Origin of the sequence: Buttiauxella noackiae ATCC 51607 (genome assembly GCF_001654865.1) — a bacterium.
Lineage (GTDB): Bacteria > Pseudomonadota > Gammaproteobacteria > Enterobacterales > Enterobacteriaceae > Buttiauxella > Buttiauxella noackiae.
Map to the genome: position 1 here is coordinate 145,041 of NZ_LXEO01000047.1, position 20,010 is coordinate 165,050.

Consider the following 20,010-nt stretch of genomic DNA (forward strand, 5'->3'; position numbering starts at 1 on the left):
ACCAGCCGTTTATCTGCCTCGTTTTTTCAGTACAATCTGTACTACATTATTACTCCTCTACCCTCACGTGATTCCATAAAGACATGTGGTAAACAGGACTTTAAGCCAGACTTTTGCGATGAATTTAGAAAAAATTAACGAGTTAACCGCGCAAGATATGGCGGGAGTCAATGCGGTCATCCTTGAACAGTTGAATTCAGATGTCCAATTGATCAATCAGTTAGGGTACTACATCGTCAGTGGCGGTGGTAAACGTATCCGCCCAATGATTGCTGTTCTTGCGGCTCGCACGCTTGGTTATCAGGGAAGCGCACATATCAATATTGCGGCTCTCATTGAATTTATCCACACCGCGACACTGCTTCATGATGATGTCGTTGATGAGTCAGATATGCGTCGCGGGAAGGCAACTGCTAACGCTGCATTTGGCAATGCCGCTAGTGTATTGGTTGGTGATTTTATTTATACCCGCGCCTTCCAGATGATGACTCAACTAGGCTCGCTCAAGGTTCTGGAAGTGATGTCCGAAGCGGTGAATGTAATTGCCGAGGGTGAAGTTCTGCAATTGATGAATTGTAATGACCCTGATATTACCGAAGAAAGCTATATGCGGGTGATTTACAGCAAAACAGCGCGTTTGTTCGAAGCTGCAGCGCAATGCTCAGGTATTTTAGCTGATGCAACTGCAGAACAAGAACAGGCACTTCAGGATTATGGTCGTTATCTCGGGACTGCTTTCCAGCTTATCGACGATCTTCTTGACTATAGTGCTGACGGCCAAACGCTTGGTAAAAATGTGGGTGATGACTTGAACGAAGGCAAGCCTACTCTCCCTTTACTGCACGCAATGCGTAATGGTAGCGCTGAGCAAGCAAAAATGATTCGTGAAGCTATTGAACAAGGCAACGGGCGTCATTTACTGCAGCCAGTATTAGATGCTATGGCTGCCTGTGGCTCACTGGAATGGACTCAATTACGAGCAGAACAAGAAGCTGACAAAGCTATTTCAGCTCTGAATGTTCTTCCTGAAAGCGAGTACAAAGAAGCTTTAATTGCTCTGGCTCGTATGGCTGTTCAACGCGATCGTTAATCTCTATTTAGTGCGCCCTTCAAAGGCGCACTAAGTTTCCAATAAATTTATTCAATCCCTCAAAATCACTCCCCGCATACCCCTGCATTCATTGGTTTCATTCACTTTGTGCGTGTTAACACAAATTTGAATTTTTACGCCATTTATTGGAGCCTTTTGGATACATGCTGTGCTATAACCGCAATTGAGTAAACCGGTAAATAGAAGCGGTTACAGGGAGAAACATGGAAAGTAACAATACTGACTGGCACCCAGCAGATATCATTGCAGGGCTGCGCAAACGCGGAACATCACTTGCGGCTGAATCACGGAAAGCAGGTTTAAGCTCTTCTACTTTGGCTAATACGTTGACACGACCCTGGCCAAAAGGTGAATTAATCATCGCGCAGGCACTGGAAACTTCACCTTGGGTGATTTGGCCTTCACGCTACTACGATCCGCAAACTCATCAGTTCATTGACCGAACGAGCTTGATGCGGAAAAGATAAAAAAAACCGGGCAAGCCCGGTTTTTTTTCACAACGAATGTTATTCGCCGCTATTACCTTTCACACGTTCAATCTTCGCACCTAACGCCTGAAGTTTATCTTCAATGCGCTCGTAGCCACGATCGATGTGGTAAATACGATCAACCACGGTGGTCCCTTCTGCGATACAACCCGCCAGAACGAGGCTTGCAGAGGCGCGTAAGTCAGTTGCCATCACTTGTGCACCAGACAGCTTCTCAACGCCGTGGCAAATCACTGTATTGCTCTCAATCTCTGCGTGTGCGCCCATACGGATGAGTTCCGGAACGTGCATGAAGCGATTTTCAAAAATCGTTTCAGTGATTACGCCTGTACCTTCCGCCACGAGGTTCAACAAAGTGAACTGAGCTTGCATGTCGGTAGGGAAACCTGGGTGCGGCGCAGTACGGATTGTCACGCCTTTAGGACGTTTACCGTGCATATCGAGGCTCACCCAATCTTCACCGACTTCAACATCGGCACCCGCTTCACGCAGTTTCGCCAGCACCGCATCAAGCGTGTCTGGTTGGGCATTACGGCAAACAATTTTCCCACCAGAAATCGCAGCTGCCACCAGGAAAGTACCGGTTTCGATACGATCTGGCACCACACGATAAACACCACCACCCAGGCGTTCAACACCCTGGATAGTAATGCGATCGGTGCCTGCACCAGTGATTTTCGCACCCAGCGTGTTGAGGAAGTTCGCTGTATCAACGATCTCCGGCTCACGGGCAGCGTTTTCAATGATAGTTGTACCTTCTGCAAGGGTTGCAGCACTCATGATGGTGACAGTGGCGCCTACGCTCACTTTATCCATCACAATATGCGCGCCCTTCAGGCGGCCCTGAACAGAAGCTTTAACGTAGCCTTCTTCCAGTTTGATTTCCGCGCCAAGCTGTTCAAGACCCGTAATGTGTAAATCAACAGGACGTGCGCCAATTGCACAGCCACCAGGTAAAGAGACCTGACCCTGGCCGAAACGTGCGACCAACGGCCCCAGCGCCCAGATAGAAGCACGCATGGTTTTAACCAGATCATAAGGCGCACAAAAGATATTTACTTCACTGGCATCGATCCACACTGAACCGTTACGTTCAACTTTGGTACCCAACTGGCTTAACAGCTTCATTGTGGTATCAATGTCTTTCAGTTTTGGAACGTTTTGAATCTCAACTGGCTCTTCGGCCAACAGCGCTGCGAAGAGGATCGGCAGCGCGGCGTTTTTCGCCCCGGAGATCGTCACTTCACCACTCAGTCGGGTTGGCCCCTGAACTCGAAATTTATCCATTGCAACTGCTCTCTATTAAATTCAAATCGTTACAACCCGCCGTGGCGAATTGCTCAAAAACCATTAAGTTTACGATCGCGATCCCACTCTTGCGGAGTATAGGTCTTGATGGAAACCGCATGGATACGGTTATCAGCAATCAGCTCCATCAATGGCGCATAAACTGTTTGTTGCTTCTTCACGCGACTTAACTCGGCGAATAACTCACCCACCGCAATCACTTGAAAATGGCTGCCATCGCCTGAGACGTGGACTTCCTGGAGGGGCAGTGCGTTCATCAGCACTGTCTGAATTTCATGATTTTCCATGGGATATAATTCGTCGGTTAAGGAAACAAGCCACACATCTTAGAGGAAAGTGGCGTTGGCTTAAATAAGCAAAAAGCCCCTGATCCAATAAGATCAGGGGCAATGATAGTAACGCTATGAAAACATTAGCCTGCAAAAGCAGGAAGGATGTCTTCTGGCAGATTATAAAGTTTGGTCAGCGTCTGTAAGTTCTCACTGGCGCCCTGGAGTTCTATCTCAACATTTTGACGTCTTGCGAAATCCACAAGATGAATCAAAAGCGCTACACCTGAAGTGTCAACGCGCGATAAACCCGAAAGGTTTAACACCTTGATACCTGCCATGATTTGCTCACGCTGGAGCCAGACTGGCCCCACCGTATCGCTATCTAACTCACCCGTGAGGTGCAATGTTGCTGCTTCACGCTGCCAGTTAAGTTCACCAGCCATTACTTTTTGTTTTCCAGTGTAATTGGCAGCTTAGAGATTGATTGCAGTTGAGCCGTCAAACCATCAATCCCTTTGGTACGCAGGATATCGCTCCACTCGTTTTGTTTAGTGGTAATCATGCTTACCCCTTCAGCAATCATGTCGTAAGCCTGCCAGTTACCGGTCTGCGTATTTTTGCGCCACTGGAAATCAAGACGCACAGGTGGACGGCCATTTGGATCAACAATAGTTACGCGAATCGCTATGATAGTGGCATCACCCAGAGGCTGCTCAGGTGCGATTTGATAGGATTGCCCGTTATACATCGCAAGCGCCTGGCCATAGGCCTGTTTCAGATACGCTTCGAACGCTTTGAAGTAGGCATCACGCTGTGCAGGCGTTGCATCTTTATAGTAACGGCCCAGTACCAGCGCACCCGCATATTTTACCTGCACATATGGCAGAAGTTCCTGCCCAACTACATCACGCAAATAGTCCGGATTCTGACGAATCTTAGGCTGCTCGTTTTTCAAGCGATCAAATGTTTTTTGTGCCGCTTCGCCCATCAGTTTGTATGGATTACTTTGATCCGCAGCATTAGCCAAAGGTGCAATAACCAACATTGCAATCATAATAAGTCGTTTAAACATAGAACGTTTCCTCTTAGATTAGTGCGTCGTGCCAGGCTGTGGCGCTGCACTATTATTCTCTGAATCCTGCGCTGAGGAATCCCCTGAGTTCTGATTATCGCTATTACCGCTTTTATACAAGAATTGGCCAATCAGGTCTTCTAGCACCAGAGCTGATTTAGTGTCCTGAATCGTGCCGCCCTCTTTAAGGATAGATGAACCGAGTTCAGGGTCATCAAAACCGAGATTCAGCGCAAGGTACTGCTCACCCAATAAACCTGAAGTACGGATCGCCAACGAACTGGTATCCGGAATATGGTTATAGCGTTCTTCGATATCCAGGGTGACGCGTGGTAAGTAAGTTTTTGGATCAAGAGTAATGTCATCAACACGTCCAATCACTACACCGCCAAGGCGCAGTGGAGAACCCGTTTTCAGGCTGCCGATATTGTCAAAGGTCGCGTAAACCCGGTAAGTTGGTTCACTGCGCAGCGAAGTGACGTTTGCCACTTTAAGACACAAAAAGACAATGGCAGCCAACGCGATAATCAAAAACGCCCCAACCCCAGTTTCAAATTTCTTAGTTTGCATGAACTTAATTCCCAAACATCAGTGCAGTGAGCACAAAATCCAGCCCTAAAACGGCCAATGAAGCGTGCACAACGGTTCGTGTTGTTGCCCGGCTAATCCCTGCGGACGTAGGAATAGCATCGTAGCCATTGAATAACGCAATCCAGGTCACGGTTATCGCAAACACGACGCTCTTGATAACACAGTAAATCAGATCGGTACGCCAGTTAACGGCATCTTGCATGGCTGACCAGAAGAATCCAGAGTCGATTCCCTTCCAGTTCACACCAACCAATGCTCCTCCCCATACCCCTACTGCGACAAAGATAAGCGTCAGTAATGGCAAGGAAATTACACCAGCCCAAAAACGAGGAGAAACGACACGGCGCAAAGGGTCAACCGCCATCATCTCCATACTGGAGAGCTGTTCTGTTGCCTTCATCAGGCCAATTTCTGCAGTCAAAGCCGAACCAGCGCGTCCTGCAAACAGCAGCGCTGCCACTACAGGTCCAAGCTCACGCAATAGCGACAAGGCAACGAGCATCCCCAGGCTTGATTCCGCACTATAAGTCGTCAGAACTAAGTAGCCCTGCAAACCAAGAACCATGCCGATAAACAGACCAGAAACGATGATAATCAGCAGCGACAATACGCCGACGTTATACAGCTGGCGAATCAGTAATGGCGCATGTTTGCGGAATTCCGGTTTACCCACCAGCGCATTAAAAAGCATTATCCCGGCCCGGCCAAATGACGCGCAGGTTTTCAAACCCCGCTCTCCGAACGATGCCAGTGCATTAAAGAGCATGAGTAACTTAACTCCCTGTTTCTGATAATAAGTCATTCCGATAATCCGTTGCCGGATAGCGGAACGGTACTGGTCCATCGGCAATCCCGTCGAGGAATTGACGAACCCGCGGATCACTATTTTCACGCAAGGCCGTTGGAGTTCCTTCAGCGACGATATGCTGATCTGCTGCAATATAGGCGTAATCTGCAATGCTCAGCACTTCAGGCACATCGTGCGAAACCACGATACAGGTAACACCCAATGCGCTGTTTAATTCTGAAATCAGTTTGACCAACACACCCATAGTAATAGGGTCCTGACCAACGAATGGCTCATCAAACATAATCAGGTCGGGTTCGAGTGCGATGGCGCGTGCAAGGGCAGCCCGTCGAGCCATACCGCCAGAGAGTTCATTTGGCATCAGTTTAGCTGCTCCGCGTAATCCCACCGCCTCAAGCTTCATCATTACTGTGCTATGCAGCAACTCCTCCGGCAAACGGCGGTGCTCCCGAAGCGGATATGCCACATTTTCAAAGACATTGAGGTCAGTAAATAACGCACCGGATTGAAACAGCATACTCATACGCTTACGTACATTATAGAGACGCGAGCGCGACATGGCCGGCACGTTTTCACCGTCGAACAGGATTTCACCATTGTCAGGCTGAATCTGACCACCAATCAGGCGCAATAATGTCGTTTTACCAATTCCTGAAGGCCCCATGATGGCAGTAATTTTGCCACGAGGCACGTTCAGGGAAATATTGTCAAAGATGCGCCGACTGCCGCGAGTAAAGCTAACATCGCGAATTTCGACCAGATTCGTCTGCGTCTGGCTCATCATCTTTCCTTTTATCAAGTTCACGCACGAAGTATTGGATAGCAACTCAGTTCCAACCCAACATTTTCACAGAATATTCTCTGCCCTGATTAGCGAAAATTGGCATTTGTTTTACTTTTCTGCCACATAAAGTCAGAATTAAGAATTCATATCATAACCTACAGATCTGTATGCTCTGCCGGTACTTTCACAACACGAGACCGGCGATTATACCTGAATAAAGGATTTTGCATGCTGTTAGCTACAGCTCTGTTAATTATCGGTTTGCTTTTGGTTGTCTACGGGGCAGATCGTTTGGTGTTTGCCGCATCAATACTTTGCCGCAGTTTCGGAGTTCCCCCGCTTCTTATCGGTTTAACCGTAGTCAGCATCGGGACATCATTACCTGAACTTCTCGTGGCAAGCTCTGCTGCTCTAAATGGCCAATTAAATTTAGCGGTGGGAACAGCATTAGGTTCGAATATTACCAATATCTTACTCATTCTCGGCCTCGCGGCACTTTTACATCCATTTACCGTGAATTCCGATATTCTACGCCGTGAATTACCCCTAATGTTAGTCGTCAGTGGCGTGATCGGATGGCTTCTTTTCGACAACCAACTTAGCCGTATTGATGGCGTAATACTGATTACTGTCGCAGTAGCTTATCTGCTGTTTACGATTAAAATAGCTCGCCTTGCTGGACATGAAGGGGCTGACAACCTGACCCGCGAACAGCTGGCAGAGCTTCCTCGTGAAGGGAGCCGTCCTGTTGCATTTTTATGGCTCGCCGTGGCTTTAATCATTATGCCGATGGCCACACGTATGGTTATCGATAACGCCAGCGTACTGGCGCATTACTTTGGCGTAAGCGAGTTAGTGATTGGCCTGACGATTATTGCGGTTGGCACGAGTCTGCCTGAACTTGCAACGACCATTGCAGGTGCGCGTAAAGGCGAAGACGATATTGCGATTGGGAATATTATCGGCTCGAACATTTTCAATATTGTATTGGTATTGGGAATTCCTGCTTTGATTGCACCGGGTGAAATTGACCCGCATGCCTTTGCCCGTGACTATTGGGTCATGTTGGTAGTCAGTACCATTTTTGCATTACTTTGCTGGCGTAAATCACGCTCTATCGGCAAGGCAGCAGGTGCTCTGTTAACATGTAGTTTCTTCGTATGGATTGTGGTGCTGTGGTTTATTGCATCACCTGTCGTAGGGTAAAGCGGAACGGAAATTATGTCACAGATAGAATTACAACCGGGTTTTGACTTTCAGCAAGCAGGTAAAGAAGTACTGAAGATCGAACGTGAAGGCCTGGATCAGCTCGAGCAATACATCAACACAGACTTTTCTGCGGCCTGTGAAAAAATGTTTTATTGCCAGGGCAAAGTCGTTGTCATGGGTATGGGCAAATCTGGTCACATCGGTAAAAAGATGGCGGCAACTTTTGCAAGTACCGGTACGCCTTCGTTTTTCGTTCACCCAGGTGAAGCAAGCCATGGCGACCTCGGCATGGTTAGCACGCAAGATATTGTTATCGCTATTTCTAACTCTGGCGAATCGAACGAAATTCTGGCGCTAATTCCAGTTCTCAAACGATTGCAGGTGCCACTGATTTGTATCACCAGTCGCCCGGAAAGCTCAATGGGCAAAGCGGCCGACGTGCATCTATGTGTCAAGGTTCCCCAGGAGGCTTGCCCTCTGGGACTGGCTCCAACGTCCAGCACCACGGCAACACTTGTGATGGGTGACGCGCTTGCTGTTGCTCTGCTGAAAGCTCGTGGCTTTACTGCAGAAGATTTTGCTCTTTCTCACCCAGGCGGTGCATTGGGACGTAAACTGTTATTACGTGTCAGCGATATTATGCACACTGGTGATGAGATCCCGCATGTCAGTAAAGATGCGTCATTGCGCGATGCATTACTGGAAATAACGCGCAAAAATATGGGTATGACCGTAATCTGTGACTCCCTGATGAAAATTGAAGGGATCTTTACCGATGGTGACTTGCGTCGAGTCTTTGATATGGGCGTTGATCTCCACTCCCTGAATATTGCAGATGTCATGACCGTCGGCGGAATTCGTGTTCGCCCAACGTTATTGGCGGTTGATGCACTGAACTTGATGCAGTCTCGCCATATAACCTCAGTGCTGGTTGCAGATGGCGAGCAACTACTGGGTGTGGTACATATGCATGACATGCTACGCGCAGGCGTGGTTTAACAAAGGATTAGCCTTAATGAGTAACCATGAAGCGTCTCTTGCCACTTGTTATGGGCCGGTAAGCACGCGCGTGATGGAGCAGGCAGCAAATGTGCGCCTGCTTATTTTAGATGTTGACGGAGTAATGTCTGACGGCCTGATTTATATGGGTAATAGCGGCGAAGAGCTGAAAGCATTCAACGTGCGTGATGGCTATGGGATTCGCTGTGTGCTGACTTCTGATATCGAAGTGGCGATTATTACTGGCCGAAAAGCAAAACTTCTTGAAGACAGGTGTGAAACACTTGGCATTACCCATCTTTATCAAGGGCAATCTGACAAGCTGCTGGCTTTTGAGGATCTATTAGATAAGCTCGCCATTCCCGCTGAGCAAGTGGCTTATGTCGGGGATGATTTAATCGACTGGCCTGTAATGGCTAAAGTAGGTTTGAGTGTCGCGGTAGCGGATGCTCATCCTTTACTTATTCCTCGTGCCGACTACGTTACACGTATTGCTGGCGGGCGAGGAGCAGTACGCGAAGTCTGCGATCTCCTTTTACTGGCCCAAGGAAAGCTTGATGAGGCCAAAGGGCTATCTATATGAGTAAGACCAGACGTTGGGTTATCATCCTGCTTTCATTGCTGGCACTGGTATTGATTGGTGTAAATCTGGTCGATAAAGACACTGTTGCGCCACAAACAGTAAACAGTAACGAGCCGACCTATAAAAGTGAACATTCTACGACTCTCGCCTACAGTCCTGAAGGGGCTTTGAATTACCGCCTGGTCGCAGAACATGTTGAATATTTTTCCGATACCGCTATTTCGTGGTTCACCAATCCGGTGATGACACAGTATGACGAAAACAAAGTAGCAACCTGGTCATTACGGGCAGATCGCGCCAAACTGACTAACGATCGGATGCTGTATTTGTACGGGAATGTGGTACTGACAGCTCTGACACCAGATTCACAGCTACGCAAAATTACCACGGACAATGCGCAGGTTAATTTAGTCACTCAGGATGTTGCGTCTGATGACCAGGTAACCTTGTACGGAACCAGCTTTAACTCTACCGGCCTCAAAATGCGTGGAAACTTACGCAGTAAAAATGCCGAGCTGATTGAAAAGGTTAGAACATCCTATGAAATCCAGAATAAACAAACTCAGCCGTAATTTAGTACTGACCAGTACGCTTTTAGCCGCCAGTTTTTCGGCATTTGCGCTGACCGGTGATACCGATCAGCCGATTCATATTGAATCTGACCAACAGTCGCTGGATATGCAAGGCAACGTCGTCACCTTCACCGGCAATGTGATCGTGACACAAGGCAGTATCAAAATTAACGCCGATAAAGTGGTTGTGACCCGCCCTGGCGGTGAGCAAGGTAAAGAAGTGATTGATGGTTATGGTAATCCTGCCACTTTCTATCAGATGCAAGATAGCGGTAAACCCGTTAGCGGCCACTCAGCGACCATGCACTATGAGTTGCAAAACGACTTTGTCGTTCTGACCGGTAACGCTTATCTCGAGCAGGTCGACAGTAATATCAAAGGCGACAAAATTACCTACCTCGTTAAAGAGCAGAAAATGCAGGCCTTTAGCGAAAAAGGTAAACGAGTCACCACGGTTCTGGTCCCTTCTCAATTGCAGAAAAAAGACGGCAAGGCTCCGGTGCCAGCCCCGAAAAAGAGTAACTAATTCGTTATGGCTACTTTAATTGCAAAACACCTCGCCAAAGCCTACAAAGGCCGCCGCGTTGTTGAAGACGTCAGCCTGACCGTTAAATCAGGTGAAATTGTTGGTTTGCTTGGCCCTAACGGTGCAGGCAAAACCACGACTTTTTACATGGTTGTTGGCATTGTTCCGCGTGATGCAGGCAACATCATTATTGATGACGAAGACATCAGTCTGCTGCCGCTTCATGCGCGTGCCCGTCGTGGCATCGGCTATTTACCGCAAGAAGCGTCAATTTTCCGTCGCTTAAGTGTGTTCGATAACTTGATGGCAGTCCTGCAAATTCGTGATGATCTCAGCGCTGAGCAGCGTGAAGACCGCGCGAATGAGTTGATGGAAGAGTTTCACATTGAGCATTTGCGCAACAACCTCGGGCAGTCGCTGTCGGGTGGTGAACGCCGTCGTGTCGAAATTGCCCGAGCTCTGGCCGCAAACCCGAAATTTATTCTGTTGGACGAACCTTTTGCGGGTGTTGACCCAATCTCCGTCATCGACATCAAGCGAATCATCGAACATTTGCGCGACAGCGGGCTTGGTGTGCTGATTACTGACCATAACGTACGCGAAACGTTGGCCGTGTGTGAACGAGCCTATATCGTAAGCCAGGGCCAGTTAATTGCCCATGGCACGCCTGCGGAAATCCTGGAAGATGAGCATGTTAAGCGCGTCTATCTGGGCGAAGAGTTCAGACTCTGATAGGGTAGGAAGTATAATTATTAATACTCAGGGTAATTCGAGTTGCCCACGTTCCTGCAACTCGAAGTATGCTGGGTATATACCTGAGGAAGCTCGCTCTGAATATGAAGCAAGGTTTGCAATTACGGCTTAGCCAACAACTTGCTATGACTCCACAGTTACAGCAGGCAATTCGTCTGTTGCAGCTGTCAACGTTAGAGCTTCAGCAAGAACTCCAGCAAGCACTGGAAAGTAACCCACTGCTTGAGCAAACCGATCTGCATGAAGAAATTGAAACTCAGGAAGTTCGTGAAAACGAAGCGTTAGATACTCGTGAAGCTCTCGAACAAAAAGAGATGCCTGACGAATTGCCGTTAGATACCAGTTGGGATGAAATCTACACCGCAGGTACACCATCAGGAACCGGCACAGATTACATTGACGACGAGTTACCGGTTTATCAGGGGGAAACTACCCAGTCGCTTCAGGATTATCTGATGTGGCAGGTCGATCTTACTCCGTTTTCTGATACCGACACCGCCATTGCGACATCAATCGTTGATGCTGTTGATGAGATGGGCTATCTGACAGTTTCGCTTGATGAAATTCTCGAAAGCATGGGTGATGACGAAATCACCATCGATGAAATAGAAGCGGTACTTAAACGCGTTCAACGATTCGACCCCGTTGGGGTTGCTGCACGCGATCTACGCGATTGCTTGCTGATCCAGCTTTCGCAATTTTCCCGTGAAACACCGTGGCTGACCGAGGCACGACTGATTGTCAGCGATCATCTGGATCTGCTCGCCAATCATGATTTCCGTAGCCTGATGCGCGTCACTCGCTTAAAAGAAGAGGTGCTGAAAGAGGCTATGTGCCTGATTCAGTCTCTTGATCCACGCCCAGGTCAATCGATTCAAACCAGTGAACCCGAATATGTCATTCCCGATATTCTGGTCAAAAAGATTCAGGGGCGCTGGACGGTTGAACTAAATGCCGACAGCATTCCACGCCTTAAAATAAATCAGCAGTACGCTGCGATGGGCACCAATGCCCGTAACGACAGCGACTCGCAATTTATTCGCAGTAACCTGCAAGAAGCGAAGTGGTTGATTAAAAGTCTTGAGAGTCGCAACGATACGCTGCTGCGTGTCAGTCGCTGTATCGTTGAGCAGCAACAAGGTTTTTTTGAACACGGCGAAGAGCATATGAAACCGATGGTTCTTGCTGATATCGCCCAGGTAGTCGAAATGCATGAATCGACTATTTCCCGAGTGACCACGCAAAAATATTTGCACAGTCCACGCGGCATTTTTGAATTGAAGTATTTCTTCTCAAGCCATGTGAATACCGAAGGCGGAGGTGAAGCCTCGTCAACGGCGATTCGGGCACTAGTGAAGAAATTAATTGCGGCAGAAAACCCTGCGAAACCTCTAAGTGATAGCAAGTTAACGACTATGCTATCCGATCAGGGGATCATGGTGGCACGCCGCACTGTTGCGAAGTACCGAGAGTCTTTATCCATACCACCGTCAAATCAGCGTAAACAGCTGGTATGACTTAACCGATAAGGAAGACACTATGCAGCTCAACATTACAGGACATAACGTCGAAATCACTGACGCACTGCGCGATTTTGTGAGTACGAAGTTTGCCAAACTGGAGCAGTACTTCGAAAGAATTAACCAAGTCTACATTGTGTTAAAAGTGGAAAAAGTCACGCATATTGCCGATGCGACGCTTCATGTGAATGGTGGTGAAATCCATGCAAGCTCTGATGGCCAGGATATGTATGCGGCAATTGATGGCTTAATTGATAAACTGGCGCGCCAGTTAACCAAACATAAAGATAAACTAAAACAACACTGATAATCCGGGCAACTGTTTTGGCATATACCCGTTAGCATTCGAGTTGCAGGTAGGCGGCAAGGGAGCTAATCCCCAGGGGCTTACTTTAGTAAGTGACTGGCGTTAGTGAGTGAAGCCAACACCCCTGCTGGTTGAAGGATGATGGGTATAGACGGCTCGTTACTTAACGGGCCGTTAGCATAACAGGAGGCTTAGGTGAACTTATGATGAACAACGATTCTGCTCTACAACTAAGTAATGTCCTGAACAAGGAATGTACTCGTACCAACGTACATTGCCAAAGTAAAAAACGTGCACTGGAAATCATCAGTGAGCTGGCCGCAAAGCAACTCGGCCTGCCGCCACAAGTGGTTTTTGAAGCCGTGCTAACGCGCGAACGTATGGGGAGTACAGGTATCGGTAACGGTATCGCGATTCCTCATGGGAAACTGGAAGAAGATACCACTCGCGCGGTTGGGGTGTTTATTAAACTGGAAACCCCTATTGCATTCGATGCGATTGATAACCAGCCAGTGGACTTGATGTTTGCGCTCCTTGTACCGGCCGATCAAACAAAAACGCATTTGCACACTTTATCTCTGGTAGCAAAGCGTCTGGCAGACAAAACAATTTGTCGACGCCTGCGTTCTGCGCAAAGCGATGAAGAGCTTTATCAGATCATTACCGACACAGAAAATGGTAGTGAAAGTGAATAATCTGGCTGTGGATATGTTGACGCCACAGCAAGAGAAGTTGGGGGGAGTGAAAAAATGGTGCTGATGATCGTCAGCGGCCGCTCTGGTTCAGGGAAGTCTGTAGCCTTGCGTGCACTAGAAGATATGGGATTCTACTGCGTAGATAATTTACCAGTGGTGTTGTTACCTGATCTTGCCAAAACTCTCGCAGAGCGAAAAATTTCTGCGGCAGTGAGCATCGACGTGCGTAACATGCCGGAAAACCCGGAAATTTTTGAACAGGCGATGAGTAATCTGCCTGACTCATTCTCGCCACAATTGTTATTCCTCGATGCCGATCGTAACACGCTGATCCGTCGATACAGCGACACGCGTCGATTGCATCCACTTTCTAGCAAAAACCTTTCGCTAGAAAGTGCTATTGATGAAGAAAGTGACCTGCTTGAGCCACTGAAATCCAGAGCTGATCTGATTATCGACACCTCTGAAATGTCAGTGCATGAACTTGCGGAAATGTTGCGTACTCGCCTGCTCGGCAAGCGTGAGCGCGAATTGACTATGGTGTTCGAGTCCTTCGGCTTTAAACACGGTATTCCAATCGATGCTGACTACGTGTTCGACGTGCGCTTCCTGCCAAATCCGCACTGGGATCCTAAGCTCCGTCCTATGACCGGTCTCGACAGACCCGTCGCTGCGTTCCTTGACCGTCACACCGAAGTGCACAACTTTATCTACCAGACGCGCAGCTATCTTGAGCAATGGTTACCAATGCTGGAAACCAACAACCGCAGCTATTTGACTGTGGCAATTGGTTGTACAGGCGGTAAACACCGTTCAGTTTATATTGCTGAACAGCTGGCAGACTATTTCCGTTCGCGCGGCAAAAATGTGCAATCCCGTCACCGTACGTTGGAAAAACGCAAAACATGACCGTAAAACAGACCGTTGAGATCACTAACAAACTGGGCATGCATGCGCGCCCAGCAATGAAGCTGTTCGAGCTGGTACAAAGCTTTGATGCCGAGGTGATGCTGCGTAACGAGGCAGGCACGGAGGCGGAAGCCAACAGCGTGATTGCATTGCTGATGCTGGATTCCGCTAAAGGTGGACACATCGAAATTGAAGTTACTGGGCCTGAAGAAGAGCAAGCCTTGAATGCGGTTATCGCCCTTTTTAATTCGGGTTTTGACGAAGACTAATTCACTTCAGCTCATTTTGCGCCATGAATGACTCACCGCCCAGCTGGCGCATTTGGCGCAGTATCCATTGCTGCCGTTGGCGTACATAGCCAGAAGGTGCATTCGCTTTAAAGCGAATCGGATTGGGCAATACAGCAGCCAGCAACGCCGCTTCTGATGCCGTCAGACGGCTTGCCGGTTTGTGAAAATAGCGCTGTGAAGCAGTTTCCACGCCAAAAATCCCTTCGCCAAATTCCGCGACATTTAGATAAACCGTGAGAATGCGGCGTTTAGTCCAGACGACTTCCATCCCCAACGTTAACCCAGCCTCAAGACCTTTGCGGACATAGCTACGTCCATCCCACAAAAACAAATTCTTGGCAGTTTGCTGAGAAAGTGTCGATGCGCCGCGAACGCGATTTTCATTACGTTCATTATGGGCAATGGCCTTTTCGATAGCCGTAACGTCAAATCCCCAGTGGTCCGGGAATTTCTGGTCTTCTGCAGCAATAACTGCAAGCCCCATCAGCGGTGAAATCTCATCCATACTCACCCAATCCGAGTGAGCAACGTAACCAAAATCACCACTAAACCAGGCACTGAGTTGCCTCTCTGCCATGACGGCTGAAAACGGCACGGGTAAAAAACTAAACAGAAGAATCCCTGCCAACCAGATTCCGGCTAAAGCAAATACTCCGCGCAACAGCCAGCGCTTCAAGGTACCCAAGAGCGCAACTCGCCCTTTCTTCATGCAGTCATATCCACAACGCGAGCGACCAGTTTTTCGATGCCCAATGCGGCTTCATCAATACGTGTCGCCAACATATAAGCTGGCGTGGTCACCACTTTTTGCTCTTCATCAACCACGATATCATCGACCGGGCAAGGGACATGCTCTGCCCCCATCTCTTCAACTATTTCTGCGGTGTCGATATCCGTACCAATGGTCAAACGCACTGGTACATCAAGAATCTTTGGCAACATCACAGGAGCAATACAGATAAAACCAAGAGGCTTACCCTGCGCATGGCAATCCCTGGCAAGGCGGCGTAAATCGCCGTCAATCTGACACTCACTGCCTTTACTGGCAAAATCACACAAATTCTTTGCCGCACCAAAGCCACCAGGCACAATCAGCGCATCCAGTTCGTTAGCATCGGCCTGTGCCAGGGGAGTAATGGCTCCACGCGTAATTCGAGCTGCTTCGACCAGTACATTACGATGCTCAATAGACTTATTATTAGTCAGGTGATTAATAACATCTGCTTGAGGTTTATCAGGTGCAAAACAAACGGCTTCAGCACCAGCGCGAGCAATTGCCAACAGCGTAATAACAGCCTCTTGAATCTCGCTGCCGTCGTAAACCCCACTGCCACTAAGCACTACACCAATCTTCTTCATTCGGCCATTCCTATTGATCATGCGATAATTATCATCAGTGATTATGATTTGATCGCTATGCTTCACACATTTTACTGATTCACGTAACAAATCATTTAAGATTTGCTATCTTAATGCCTGAGCAGCATACGAGATTATCGGCTGCGCCGACTGGATAAAAACTTATAACTTACGGCGCAACCGGGCTTTTCCCTGGTGTTGGCGCAGAATTCGCGCACCCCGGTTTATCCGGGGTCATTTTTTGGGGGCGTTCGCAACCCAAGCCTTCAGAACCTCAACATCGTGTTGCCATTCCTGCTTCAATTCTTCAATCCACTCACCAACATTTTCTGACCAGGCAGGTAAGTCCGGCGACTGAATTTGCTGAGCAACTTGCTGCAAATGGCGCAACCCAATAGAACCCGCAGCCCCCTTAATTTTATGGCCCTCTTCCACCACACCTTTCTGGTCGCGGGCAGTCATATTGGAATCCAGCACACTCAGATAACCCGGCATCATTTTTTCAAACATCGCCAATCCATCAGTAATCAGCTTTGGTCCTACTAAGTCCATGTACTGCTCAAGCATCGGAATATCGAGCAAGGCTTGTTGCTTTTCACTGTTAACTTGAGACATTGGAGACTCCTTTTCAGACTCTGACTTTTGGTTGTCCCAGAATTTTTGGATCATCGCCATCAACGCCGGGACTGCGAGTGGTTTGCTGAGCACATCATCCATGCCAGCATCCAGATACTCTTTTTTATCTTTCAATACGTTGGCCGTCAATGCTACTAAAGGCGGTAAATCTTCGCGGGCATAATTCGTCGTCAATTGTCGAGAGATATCCAGCCCGGTCATATCCGGTAACTGGATGTCCAGTAACACCAGGTCGTATTCTCCCGGAGTGAATTTCTCCAGCGCCTCTTTACCAGTCATCGCAACATCTACGCTGTTGCCGAGCTTCTCAAGCACCGAGCGTGCGACAATTACATTGAGCTCAATGTCTTCCACCAGCAAAACGTGCAACGCTGGCAACGGCATTTCGTCATCTTCGAGGGTATCTTCAACTTCATCCGCCACACGCGGCGCCTGAATCGTCAGGGTAAACAGAGAGCCTTCACCTGGCTTACTGCTAACGGTAATATCGCCTCCCATGCTCTTAGCCAGACGACGCGATACCGCCAGACCAATCCCCGTACCGGTTGCTGGTTTACCACCGTGGATATCCTTCACCTGATAATACATGGCGAAGATTTTGTCCTGCTCATCCTGCGGGATGCCAATCCCGGAATCCTGCACTTCAAAGCGCAGCGTATTTTCTTCGTCATAACGCACACGAACCGCCACCAGCCCACCTTTCGGCGTGAACTTCACCGCATTGCTAATCAGGTTCCAGAGAATCTGGCGCAAACGCGTACCGTCCGTCACCACTTTATGTGGTAACGGCAAGGTTGGGTTCATTTCGAGCGTCAACCCTTTTTGCTGTGCCTGTAAGCCCGAAAGATTTTCCAGATCAGCAAGGAAACTGGTGAAATCAATCGGTTGGTTATCAAGCTGAACCTTACGGCGCTCGAGTTTATCCATATCAATGATATCGTTGAAAATATTTCCAAGAGTAATCGCCGAAACATGAATAGTCTTGAGATAATTTGTTTGTTCAGGATTCAGCTCGGTATCAAGCAGAATACGGCTTAAACCGACTATACCGTTCAATGGTGTACGTAGTTCATGGCTGATAGTAGAAATGAAGGTAGTTTTGTCACGGCTGGCGCGCTCGAGCGCATCCTGATAACGCTTACGCTCGGTAATATCGCGACCAAAGCCCATCAAGCCATGGCGTTTACCGACGCGGTCGTAATAAGGCACTTTACGGATTTCAAAGCAGGCTTTACGCCCATCAGGGTAATCCAGCCATTGTTCGTAGGTGAGGGAAACATTATGACGGAATACTTTCTCGTCGGTTTCAATAACCTTCTGCGCCGCCTCTGGCGAGTAGACATCTTCTGGTTTCAGGCTGATCAGTTGCTTTTCACTTTTACCCGTCAGCAGTTCCATCGCGCGGTTACAACCGGAAAACTCTTTGTCTTCGTTACGATAAAAAACAAGGTCAGGAGATGCATCGAGGAATGAGCGTAAGAACGACGATTGCTGTTCGAGCTGTAGCTGCGTCTCTTCACGCTCCTGCATCTCGACTTTAAGCTGCTCCAGCATCGTCTGGCGTTCATCTTCTGCTTTAACGCGATCGGCTATTTCCTGATTCAATTGAGCAATATTGTCTTTGAGCTGCACATTGAGTTTTAAATCTCTTTCGCGCATCTCCTCGAGTTTTTGCACAAGCTTTGAAAGCCGCTGGCGCGACTCCTCAAGTTGCTCAACCACCACAGAAAGGAAATAGACGGCCCAGGGGGTAATTAACAGGCCAAAAAAGATGGAACGGACAACATCAATACTTTCAACCTGGCCGCGTAATAACATCGTCACGGCCATTTGCACCATGATAGCCAACACCACCAGGGCTGAGGCCAATAACAAAGAGAAGCGCACTAATCCGAGCTTCACCATCAAATCAACGTAATATTGCGCCAGTAACCGGATTTGCTTCATGGAACGTTTCCCTCGTCATCAATCAGCTAAATATACCGCACGCTTAGGGATTACAACAGAATTGCCGGGCTCCATGGAGTACCTATCGCCGAACCTTGTGTGCCATGTTCAGTCAGATATTTATCGATAGCCCCCATCCCGGCCCAACGATTCTCACACCACAATGGTGCCAGTAGGGTTGGCCGCCGCGCGTTGGCAGAAATTCGGTGGAATACGATATCAAGAGGAGTGTGGCGAATCATCTCCCCGGCAGTTGTCGCATACTCTTCTAATTCAATAGCCTGCAAGCGCCCCGCCAGCCAACTTTTGGCCATCGTGCTACCGCTAACGATATGCAACGGGTGGAGTTTGATGCCGTCCACGCCTGTCTCAACGACTTTTTCCAGCGTTTCTATGGAGTGTGACTTCGTTTCACCAGGCAAGCCGACAATAAGATGACTGCAAACTTTCAACCCACGTGCTCGTGCTCGACGTGTAGTTTCCTGATAACAGGCAAAATCATGCCCACGATTAATACGATGCAATGTTTTGTCATGAGCCGTCTGCAAACCTAACTCCAGCCAAACTTCGTAGCCTTTATCGTGATATTCACTTAACAGATCCAGCACACTGTCTGGCACACAATCTGGGCGCGTCCCAACGCATAATCCAACGATGCTAGCCTGACTCACCGCTTGCTGATACATCGAACGCAATACCTGCACTTCCGCCCATGTACTGGTGTAAGCCTGGAAATACGCGAGATAGTGCTGCGCGCGGTTCACTAACTGTGATTGGCGTTCGAGTTGATCGGCGATGGAGTGACTTTGTTGGGTTTCATCAGCAAAAGAGGCAACATTGCAAAAAGTACACCCCCCACGCCCGATGGTGCCGTCACGGTTTGGGCAACTGAAACCGCCATGTAGCACGAGTTTATGGACCTTATGGCCATAACGTCGCTGAAGATCGCCACCAAACATATTGACTAATTTTTGTAACTGCATAATCTGATGGGCCGCCCTGTAAAAGGGACGTAGCCTGCCACTATCTGCCCAATTTAGCGATGACCTGGATCAATCGCTTTGGCGCAGCTTTACCTTCTGCATAACAATGCAAAATTAGTGCAAGTTTACGCACGCAAAAGATGATTACTTTTCCTTATACTGACCTCCTATTTTTAAAGAATATGTGACCTTGCGAAAAACAGTGTCATACAACACGCCAGCGCGCATTGATAGCACAAGATCCTGCCAACTTAGACATTGCCAGCACGGTCTGGAATTTTGCAGCCC

24 protein-coding genes are annotated in these 20,010 nt (G+C 48.3%); 13 read left to right on the plus strand and 11 right to left on the minus strand.

Going from position 1 to position 20,010, the window contains the following annotated elements:
• Positions 1-118 precede the first annotated feature (118 nt).
• Positions 119-1,090: an octaprenyl diphosphate synthase gene (gene ispB, locus M979_RS15135; protein ID WP_034459725.1), complete on the plus strand. Its 972-nt coding sequence runs from the start codon at positions 119-121 to the stop codon at positions 1,088-1,090.
• 224 nt (positions 1,091-1,314) lie between these two features.
• Complete coding sequence (gene sfsB, locus M979_RS15140; RefSeq protein ID WP_034459727.1) at positions 1,315-1,578, plus strand: DNA-binding transcriptional regulator SfsB; 264 nt, start codon at positions 1,315-1,317, stop codon at positions 1,576-1,578.
• 39 nt (positions 1,579-1,617) lie between these two features.
• Here sfsB and murA read toward each other — a convergent pair whose 3' ends face one another.
• The 7 genes from murA to mlaF form a co-directional block, all read right to left on the minus strand.
• The gene (murA, locus tag M979_RS15145; RefSeq protein WP_034459732.1) at positions 1,618-2,886 is read right to left on the minus strand and encodes a UDP-N-acetylglucosamine 1-carboxyvinyltransferase; all 1,269 of its coding nucleotides are present in this window, start codon (positions 2,884-2,886) and stop codon (positions 1,618-1,620) included.
• Positions 2,887-2,939: 53 nt separating this feature from the next.
• Entirely contained in the window at positions 2,940-3,194 is a 255-nt protein-coding gene (gene ibaG / locus M979_RS15150) for a BolA family iron metabolism protein IbaG (RefSeq protein WP_034459734.1), read from the minus strand.
• A 125-nt stretch (positions 3,195-3,319) separates the two neighbouring features.
• The gene (gene mlaB, locus M979_RS15155) at positions 3,320-3,622 is read right to left on the minus strand and encodes a lipid asymmetry maintenance protein MlaB (RefSeq protein WP_034459737.1); all 303 of its coding nucleotides are present in this window, start codon (positions 3,620-3,622) and stop codon (positions 3,320-3,322) included.
• On the minus strand, positions 3,622-4,251 hold the full coding sequence (gene mlaC, locus M979_RS15160; protein ID WP_034459740.1) for a phospholipid-binding protein MlaC: 630 nt from the start codon (positions 4,249-4,251) through the stop codon (positions 3,622-3,624). Before mlaC ends, mlaB begins: the two co-directional genes overlap by 1 nt.
• Before the next feature lie 18 nt (positions 4,252-4,269).
• Positions 4,270-4,821, minus strand: coding sequence for an outer membrane lipid asymmetry maintenance protein MlaD (gene mlaD / locus M979_RS15165; protein WP_034459743.1), 552 nt, complete (start codon positions 4,819-4,821; stop codon positions 4,270-4,272).
• A gap of 4 nt (positions 4,822-4,825) precedes the next feature.
• Positions 4,826-5,608: a lipid asymmetry maintenance ABC transporter permease subunit MlaE gene (gene mlaE, locus M979_RS15170; RefSeq protein ID WP_034460130.1), complete on the minus strand. Its 783-nt coding sequence runs from the start codon at positions 5,606-5,608 to the stop codon at positions 4,826-4,828.
• A gap of 7 nt (positions 5,609-5,615) precedes the next feature.
• On the minus strand, positions 5,616-6,431 hold the full coding sequence (gene mlaF, locus M979_RS15175; RefSeq protein WP_034459745.1) for a phospholipid ABC transporter ATP-binding protein MlaF: 816 nt from the start codon (positions 6,429-6,431) through the stop codon (positions 5,616-5,618).
• Between the two features lie 231 nt (positions 6,432-6,662).
• Between mlaF and M979_RS15180 the strand changes: the two genes are divergently transcribed.
• The 11 genes from M979_RS15180 to npr all read left to right on the plus strand — a co-directional run bounded on the left by M979_RS15180 (position 6,663) and on the right by npr (position 14,776).
• Positions 6,663-7,640: a calcium/sodium antiporter gene (locus M979_RS15180; RefSeq protein ID WP_064555436.1), complete on the plus strand. Its 978-nt coding sequence runs from the start codon at positions 6,663-6,665 to the stop codon at positions 7,638-7,640.
• Between the two features lie 15 nt (positions 7,641-7,655).
• Positions 7,656-8,642 (plus strand): arabinose-5-phosphate isomerase KdsD, encoded by a 987-nt coding sequence (gene kdsD / locus M979_RS15185; protein ID WP_034459749.1) that lies wholly within the window; start codon positions 7,656-7,658, stop codon positions 8,640-8,642.
• A gap of 16 nt (positions 8,643-8,658) precedes the next feature.
• On the plus strand, positions 8,659-9,225 hold the full coding sequence (gene kdsC, locus M979_RS15190) for a 3-deoxy-manno-octulosonate-8-phosphatase KdsC (RefSeq protein WP_064555439.1): 567 nt from the start codon (positions 8,659-8,661) through the stop codon (positions 9,223-9,225).
• A complete protein-coding gene (lptC, locus tag M979_RS15195; protein WP_034459753.1) occupies positions 9,222-9,797 on the plus strand; it encodes an LPS export ABC transporter periplasmic protein LptC in 576 nt (191 codons plus the stop codon). The genes kdsC and lptC overlap by 4 nt, the downstream gene beginning before the upstream one ends.
• Entirely contained in the window at positions 9,766-10,323 is a 558-nt protein-coding gene (gene lptA, locus M979_RS15200; protein WP_064555441.1) for a lipopolysaccharide ABC transporter substrate-binding protein LptA, read from the plus strand. The genes lptC and lptA overlap by 32 nt, the downstream gene beginning before the upstream one ends.
• 6 nt (positions 10,324-10,329) lie before the next feature.
• On the plus strand, positions 10,330-11,055 hold the full coding sequence (lptB, locus tag M979_RS15205) for an LPS export ABC transporter ATP-binding protein (protein ID WP_034459758.1): 726 nt from the start codon (positions 10,330-10,332) through the stop codon (positions 11,053-11,055).
• 104 nt (positions 11,056-11,159) lie between these two features.
• Positions 11,160-12,593 carry an RNA polymerase factor sigma-54 gene (gene rpoN, locus M979_RS15210; protein ID WP_034459760.1) on the plus strand — a complete coding sequence of 478 codons (1,434 nt, stop codon included), beginning with the start codon at positions 11,160-11,162 and terminating at the stop codon, positions 12,591-12,593.
• Positions 12,594-12,615: 22 nt separating this feature from the next.
• On the plus strand, positions 12,616-12,903 hold the full coding sequence (gene hpf, locus M979_RS15215) for a ribosome hibernation promoting factor (protein ID WP_034459762.1): 288 nt from the start codon (positions 12,616-12,618) through the stop codon (positions 12,901-12,903).
• A 203-nt stretch (positions 12,904-13,106) separates the two neighbouring features.
• Complete coding sequence (gene ptsN, locus M979_RS15220; RefSeq protein ID WP_034459764.1) at positions 13,107-13,598, plus strand: PTS IIA-like nitrogen regulatory protein PtsN; 492 nt, start codon at positions 13,107-13,109, stop codon at positions 13,596-13,598.
• Between the two features lie 54 nt (positions 13,599-13,652).
• Positions 13,653-14,507, plus strand: coding sequence for an RNase adapter RapZ (gene rapZ, locus M979_RS15225; protein WP_034459766.1), 855 nt, complete (start codon positions 13,653-13,655; stop codon positions 14,505-14,507).
• Complete coding sequence (npr, locus tag M979_RS15230; RefSeq protein ID WP_034459769.1) at positions 14,504-14,776, plus strand: PTS phosphocarrier protein NPr; 273 nt, start codon at positions 14,504-14,506, stop codon at positions 14,774-14,776. Before rapZ ends, npr begins: the two co-directional genes overlap by 4 nt.
• 1 nt (position 14,777) lies before the next feature.
• Here npr and mtgA read toward each other — a convergent pair whose 3' ends face one another.
• The 4 genes from mtgA to mnmL all read right to left on the minus strand — a co-directional run bounded on the left by mtgA (position 14,778) and on the right by mnmL (position 19,722).
• A complete protein-coding gene (gene mtgA / locus M979_RS15235; RefSeq protein ID WP_064555443.1) occupies positions 14,778-15,506 on the minus strand; it encodes a monofunctional biosynthetic peptidoglycan transglycosylase in 729 nt (242 codons plus the stop codon).
• The gene (elbB, locus tag M979_RS15240) at positions 15,503-16,156 is read right to left on the minus strand and encodes an isoprenoid biosynthesis glyoxalase ElbB (RefSeq protein WP_064555445.1); all 654 of its coding nucleotides are present in this window, start codon (positions 16,154-16,156) and stop codon (positions 15,503-15,505) included. Before elbB ends, mtgA begins: the two co-directional genes overlap by 4 nt.
• A 234-nt stretch (positions 16,157-16,390) precedes the next feature.
• Complete coding sequence (gene arcB / locus M979_RS15245; RefSeq protein WP_064555447.1) at positions 16,391-18,739, minus strand: aerobic respiration two-component sensor histidine kinase ArcB; 2,349 nt, start codon at positions 18,737-18,739, stop codon at positions 16,391-16,393.
• Between the two features lie 50 nt (positions 18,740-18,789).
• The gene (mnmL, locus tag M979_RS15250) at positions 18,790-19,722 is read right to left on the minus strand and encodes a tRNA modification radical SAM protein MnmL/YtqA (protein WP_064555449.1); all 933 of its coding nucleotides are present in this window, start codon (positions 19,720-19,722) and stop codon (positions 18,790-18,792) included.
• Positions 19,723-20,010 lie beyond the last annotated feature (288 nt).

Coding starts and splice junctions, on each gene's coding strand:
- ispB (WP_034459725.1), top strand. CDS start 119: ATGAATTTAGAAAAAATTAACGAGTTAACCGCGCAAGATATGGCGGGA.
- sfsB (WP_034459727.1), top strand. CDS start 1,315: ATGGAAAGTAACAATACTGACTGGCACCCAGCAGATATCATTGCAGGG.
- murA (WP_034459732.1), bottom strand. CDS start 2,886: ATGGATAAATTTCGAGTTCAGGGGCCAACCCGACTGAGTGGTGAAGTG.
- ibaG (WP_034459734.1), bottom strand. CDS start 3,194: ATGGAAAATCATGAAATTCAGACAGTGCTGATGAACGCACTGCCCCTC.
- mlaB (WP_034459737.1), bottom strand. CDS start 3,622: ATGGCTGGTGAACTTAACTGGCAGCGTGAAGCAGCAACATTGCACCTC.
- mlaC (WP_034459740.1), bottom strand. CDS start 4,251: ATGTTTAAACGACTTATTATGATTGCAATGTTGGTTATTGCACCTTTG.
- mlaD (WP_034459743.1), bottom strand. CDS start 4,821: ATGCAAACTAAGAAATTTGAAACTGGGGTTGGGGCGTTTTTGATTATC.
- mlaE (WP_034460130.1), bottom strand. CDS start 5,608: ATGCTCTTTAATGCACTGGCATCGTTCGGAGAGCGGGGTTTGAAAACC.
- mlaF (WP_034459745.1), bottom strand. CDS start 6,431: ATGAGCCAGACGCAGACGAATCTGGTCGAAATTCGCGATGTTAGCTTT.
- M979_RS15180 (WP_064555436.1), top strand. CDS start 6,663: ATGCTGTTAGCTACAGCTCTGTTAATTATCGGTTTGCTTTTGGTTGTC.
- kdsD (WP_034459749.1), top strand. CDS start 7,656: ATGTCACAGATAGAATTACAACCGGGTTTTGACTTTCAGCAAGCAGGT.
- kdsC (WP_064555439.1), top strand. CDS start 8,659: ATGAGTAACCATGAAGCGTCTCTTGCCACTTGTTATGGGCCGGTAAGC.
- lptC (WP_034459753.1), top strand. CDS start 9,222: ATGAGTAAGACCAGACGTTGGGTTATCATCCTGCTTTCATTGCTGGCA.
- lptA (WP_064555441.1), top strand. CDS start 9,766: ATGAAATCCAGAATAAACAAACTCAGCCGTAATTTAGTACTGACCAGT.
- lptB (WP_034459758.1), top strand. CDS start 10,330: ATGGCTACTTTAATTGCAAAACACCTCGCCAAAGCCTACAAAGGCCGC.
- rpoN (WP_034459760.1), top strand. CDS start 11,160: ATGAAGCAAGGTTTGCAATTACGGCTTAGCCAACAACTTGCTATGACT.
- hpf (WP_034459762.1), top strand. CDS start 12,616: ATGCAGCTCAACATTACAGGACATAACGTCGAAATCACTGACGCACTG.
- ptsN (WP_034459764.1), top strand. CDS start 13,107: ATGATGAACAACGATTCTGCTCTACAACTAAGTAATGTCCTGAACAAG.
- rapZ (WP_034459766.1), top strand. CDS start 13,653: ATGGTGCTGATGATCGTCAGCGGCCGCTCTGGTTCAGGGAAGTCTGTA.
- npr (WP_034459769.1), top strand. CDS start 14,504: ATGACCGTAAAACAGACCGTTGAGATCACTAACAAACTGGGCATGCAT.
- mtgA (WP_064555443.1), bottom strand. CDS start 15,506: ATGAAGAAAGGGCGAGTTGCGCTCTTGGGTACCTTGAAGCGCTGGCTG.
- elbB (WP_064555445.1), bottom strand. CDS start 16,156: ATGAAGAAGATTGGTGTAGTGCTTAGTGGCAGTGGGGTTTACGACGGC.
- arcB (WP_064555447.1), bottom strand. CDS start 18,739: ATGAAGCAAATCCGGTTACTGGCGCAATATTACGTTGATTTGATGGTG.
- mnmL (WP_064555449.1), bottom strand. CDS start 19,722: ATGCAGTTACAAAAATTAGTCAATATGTTTGGTGGCGATCTTCAGCGA.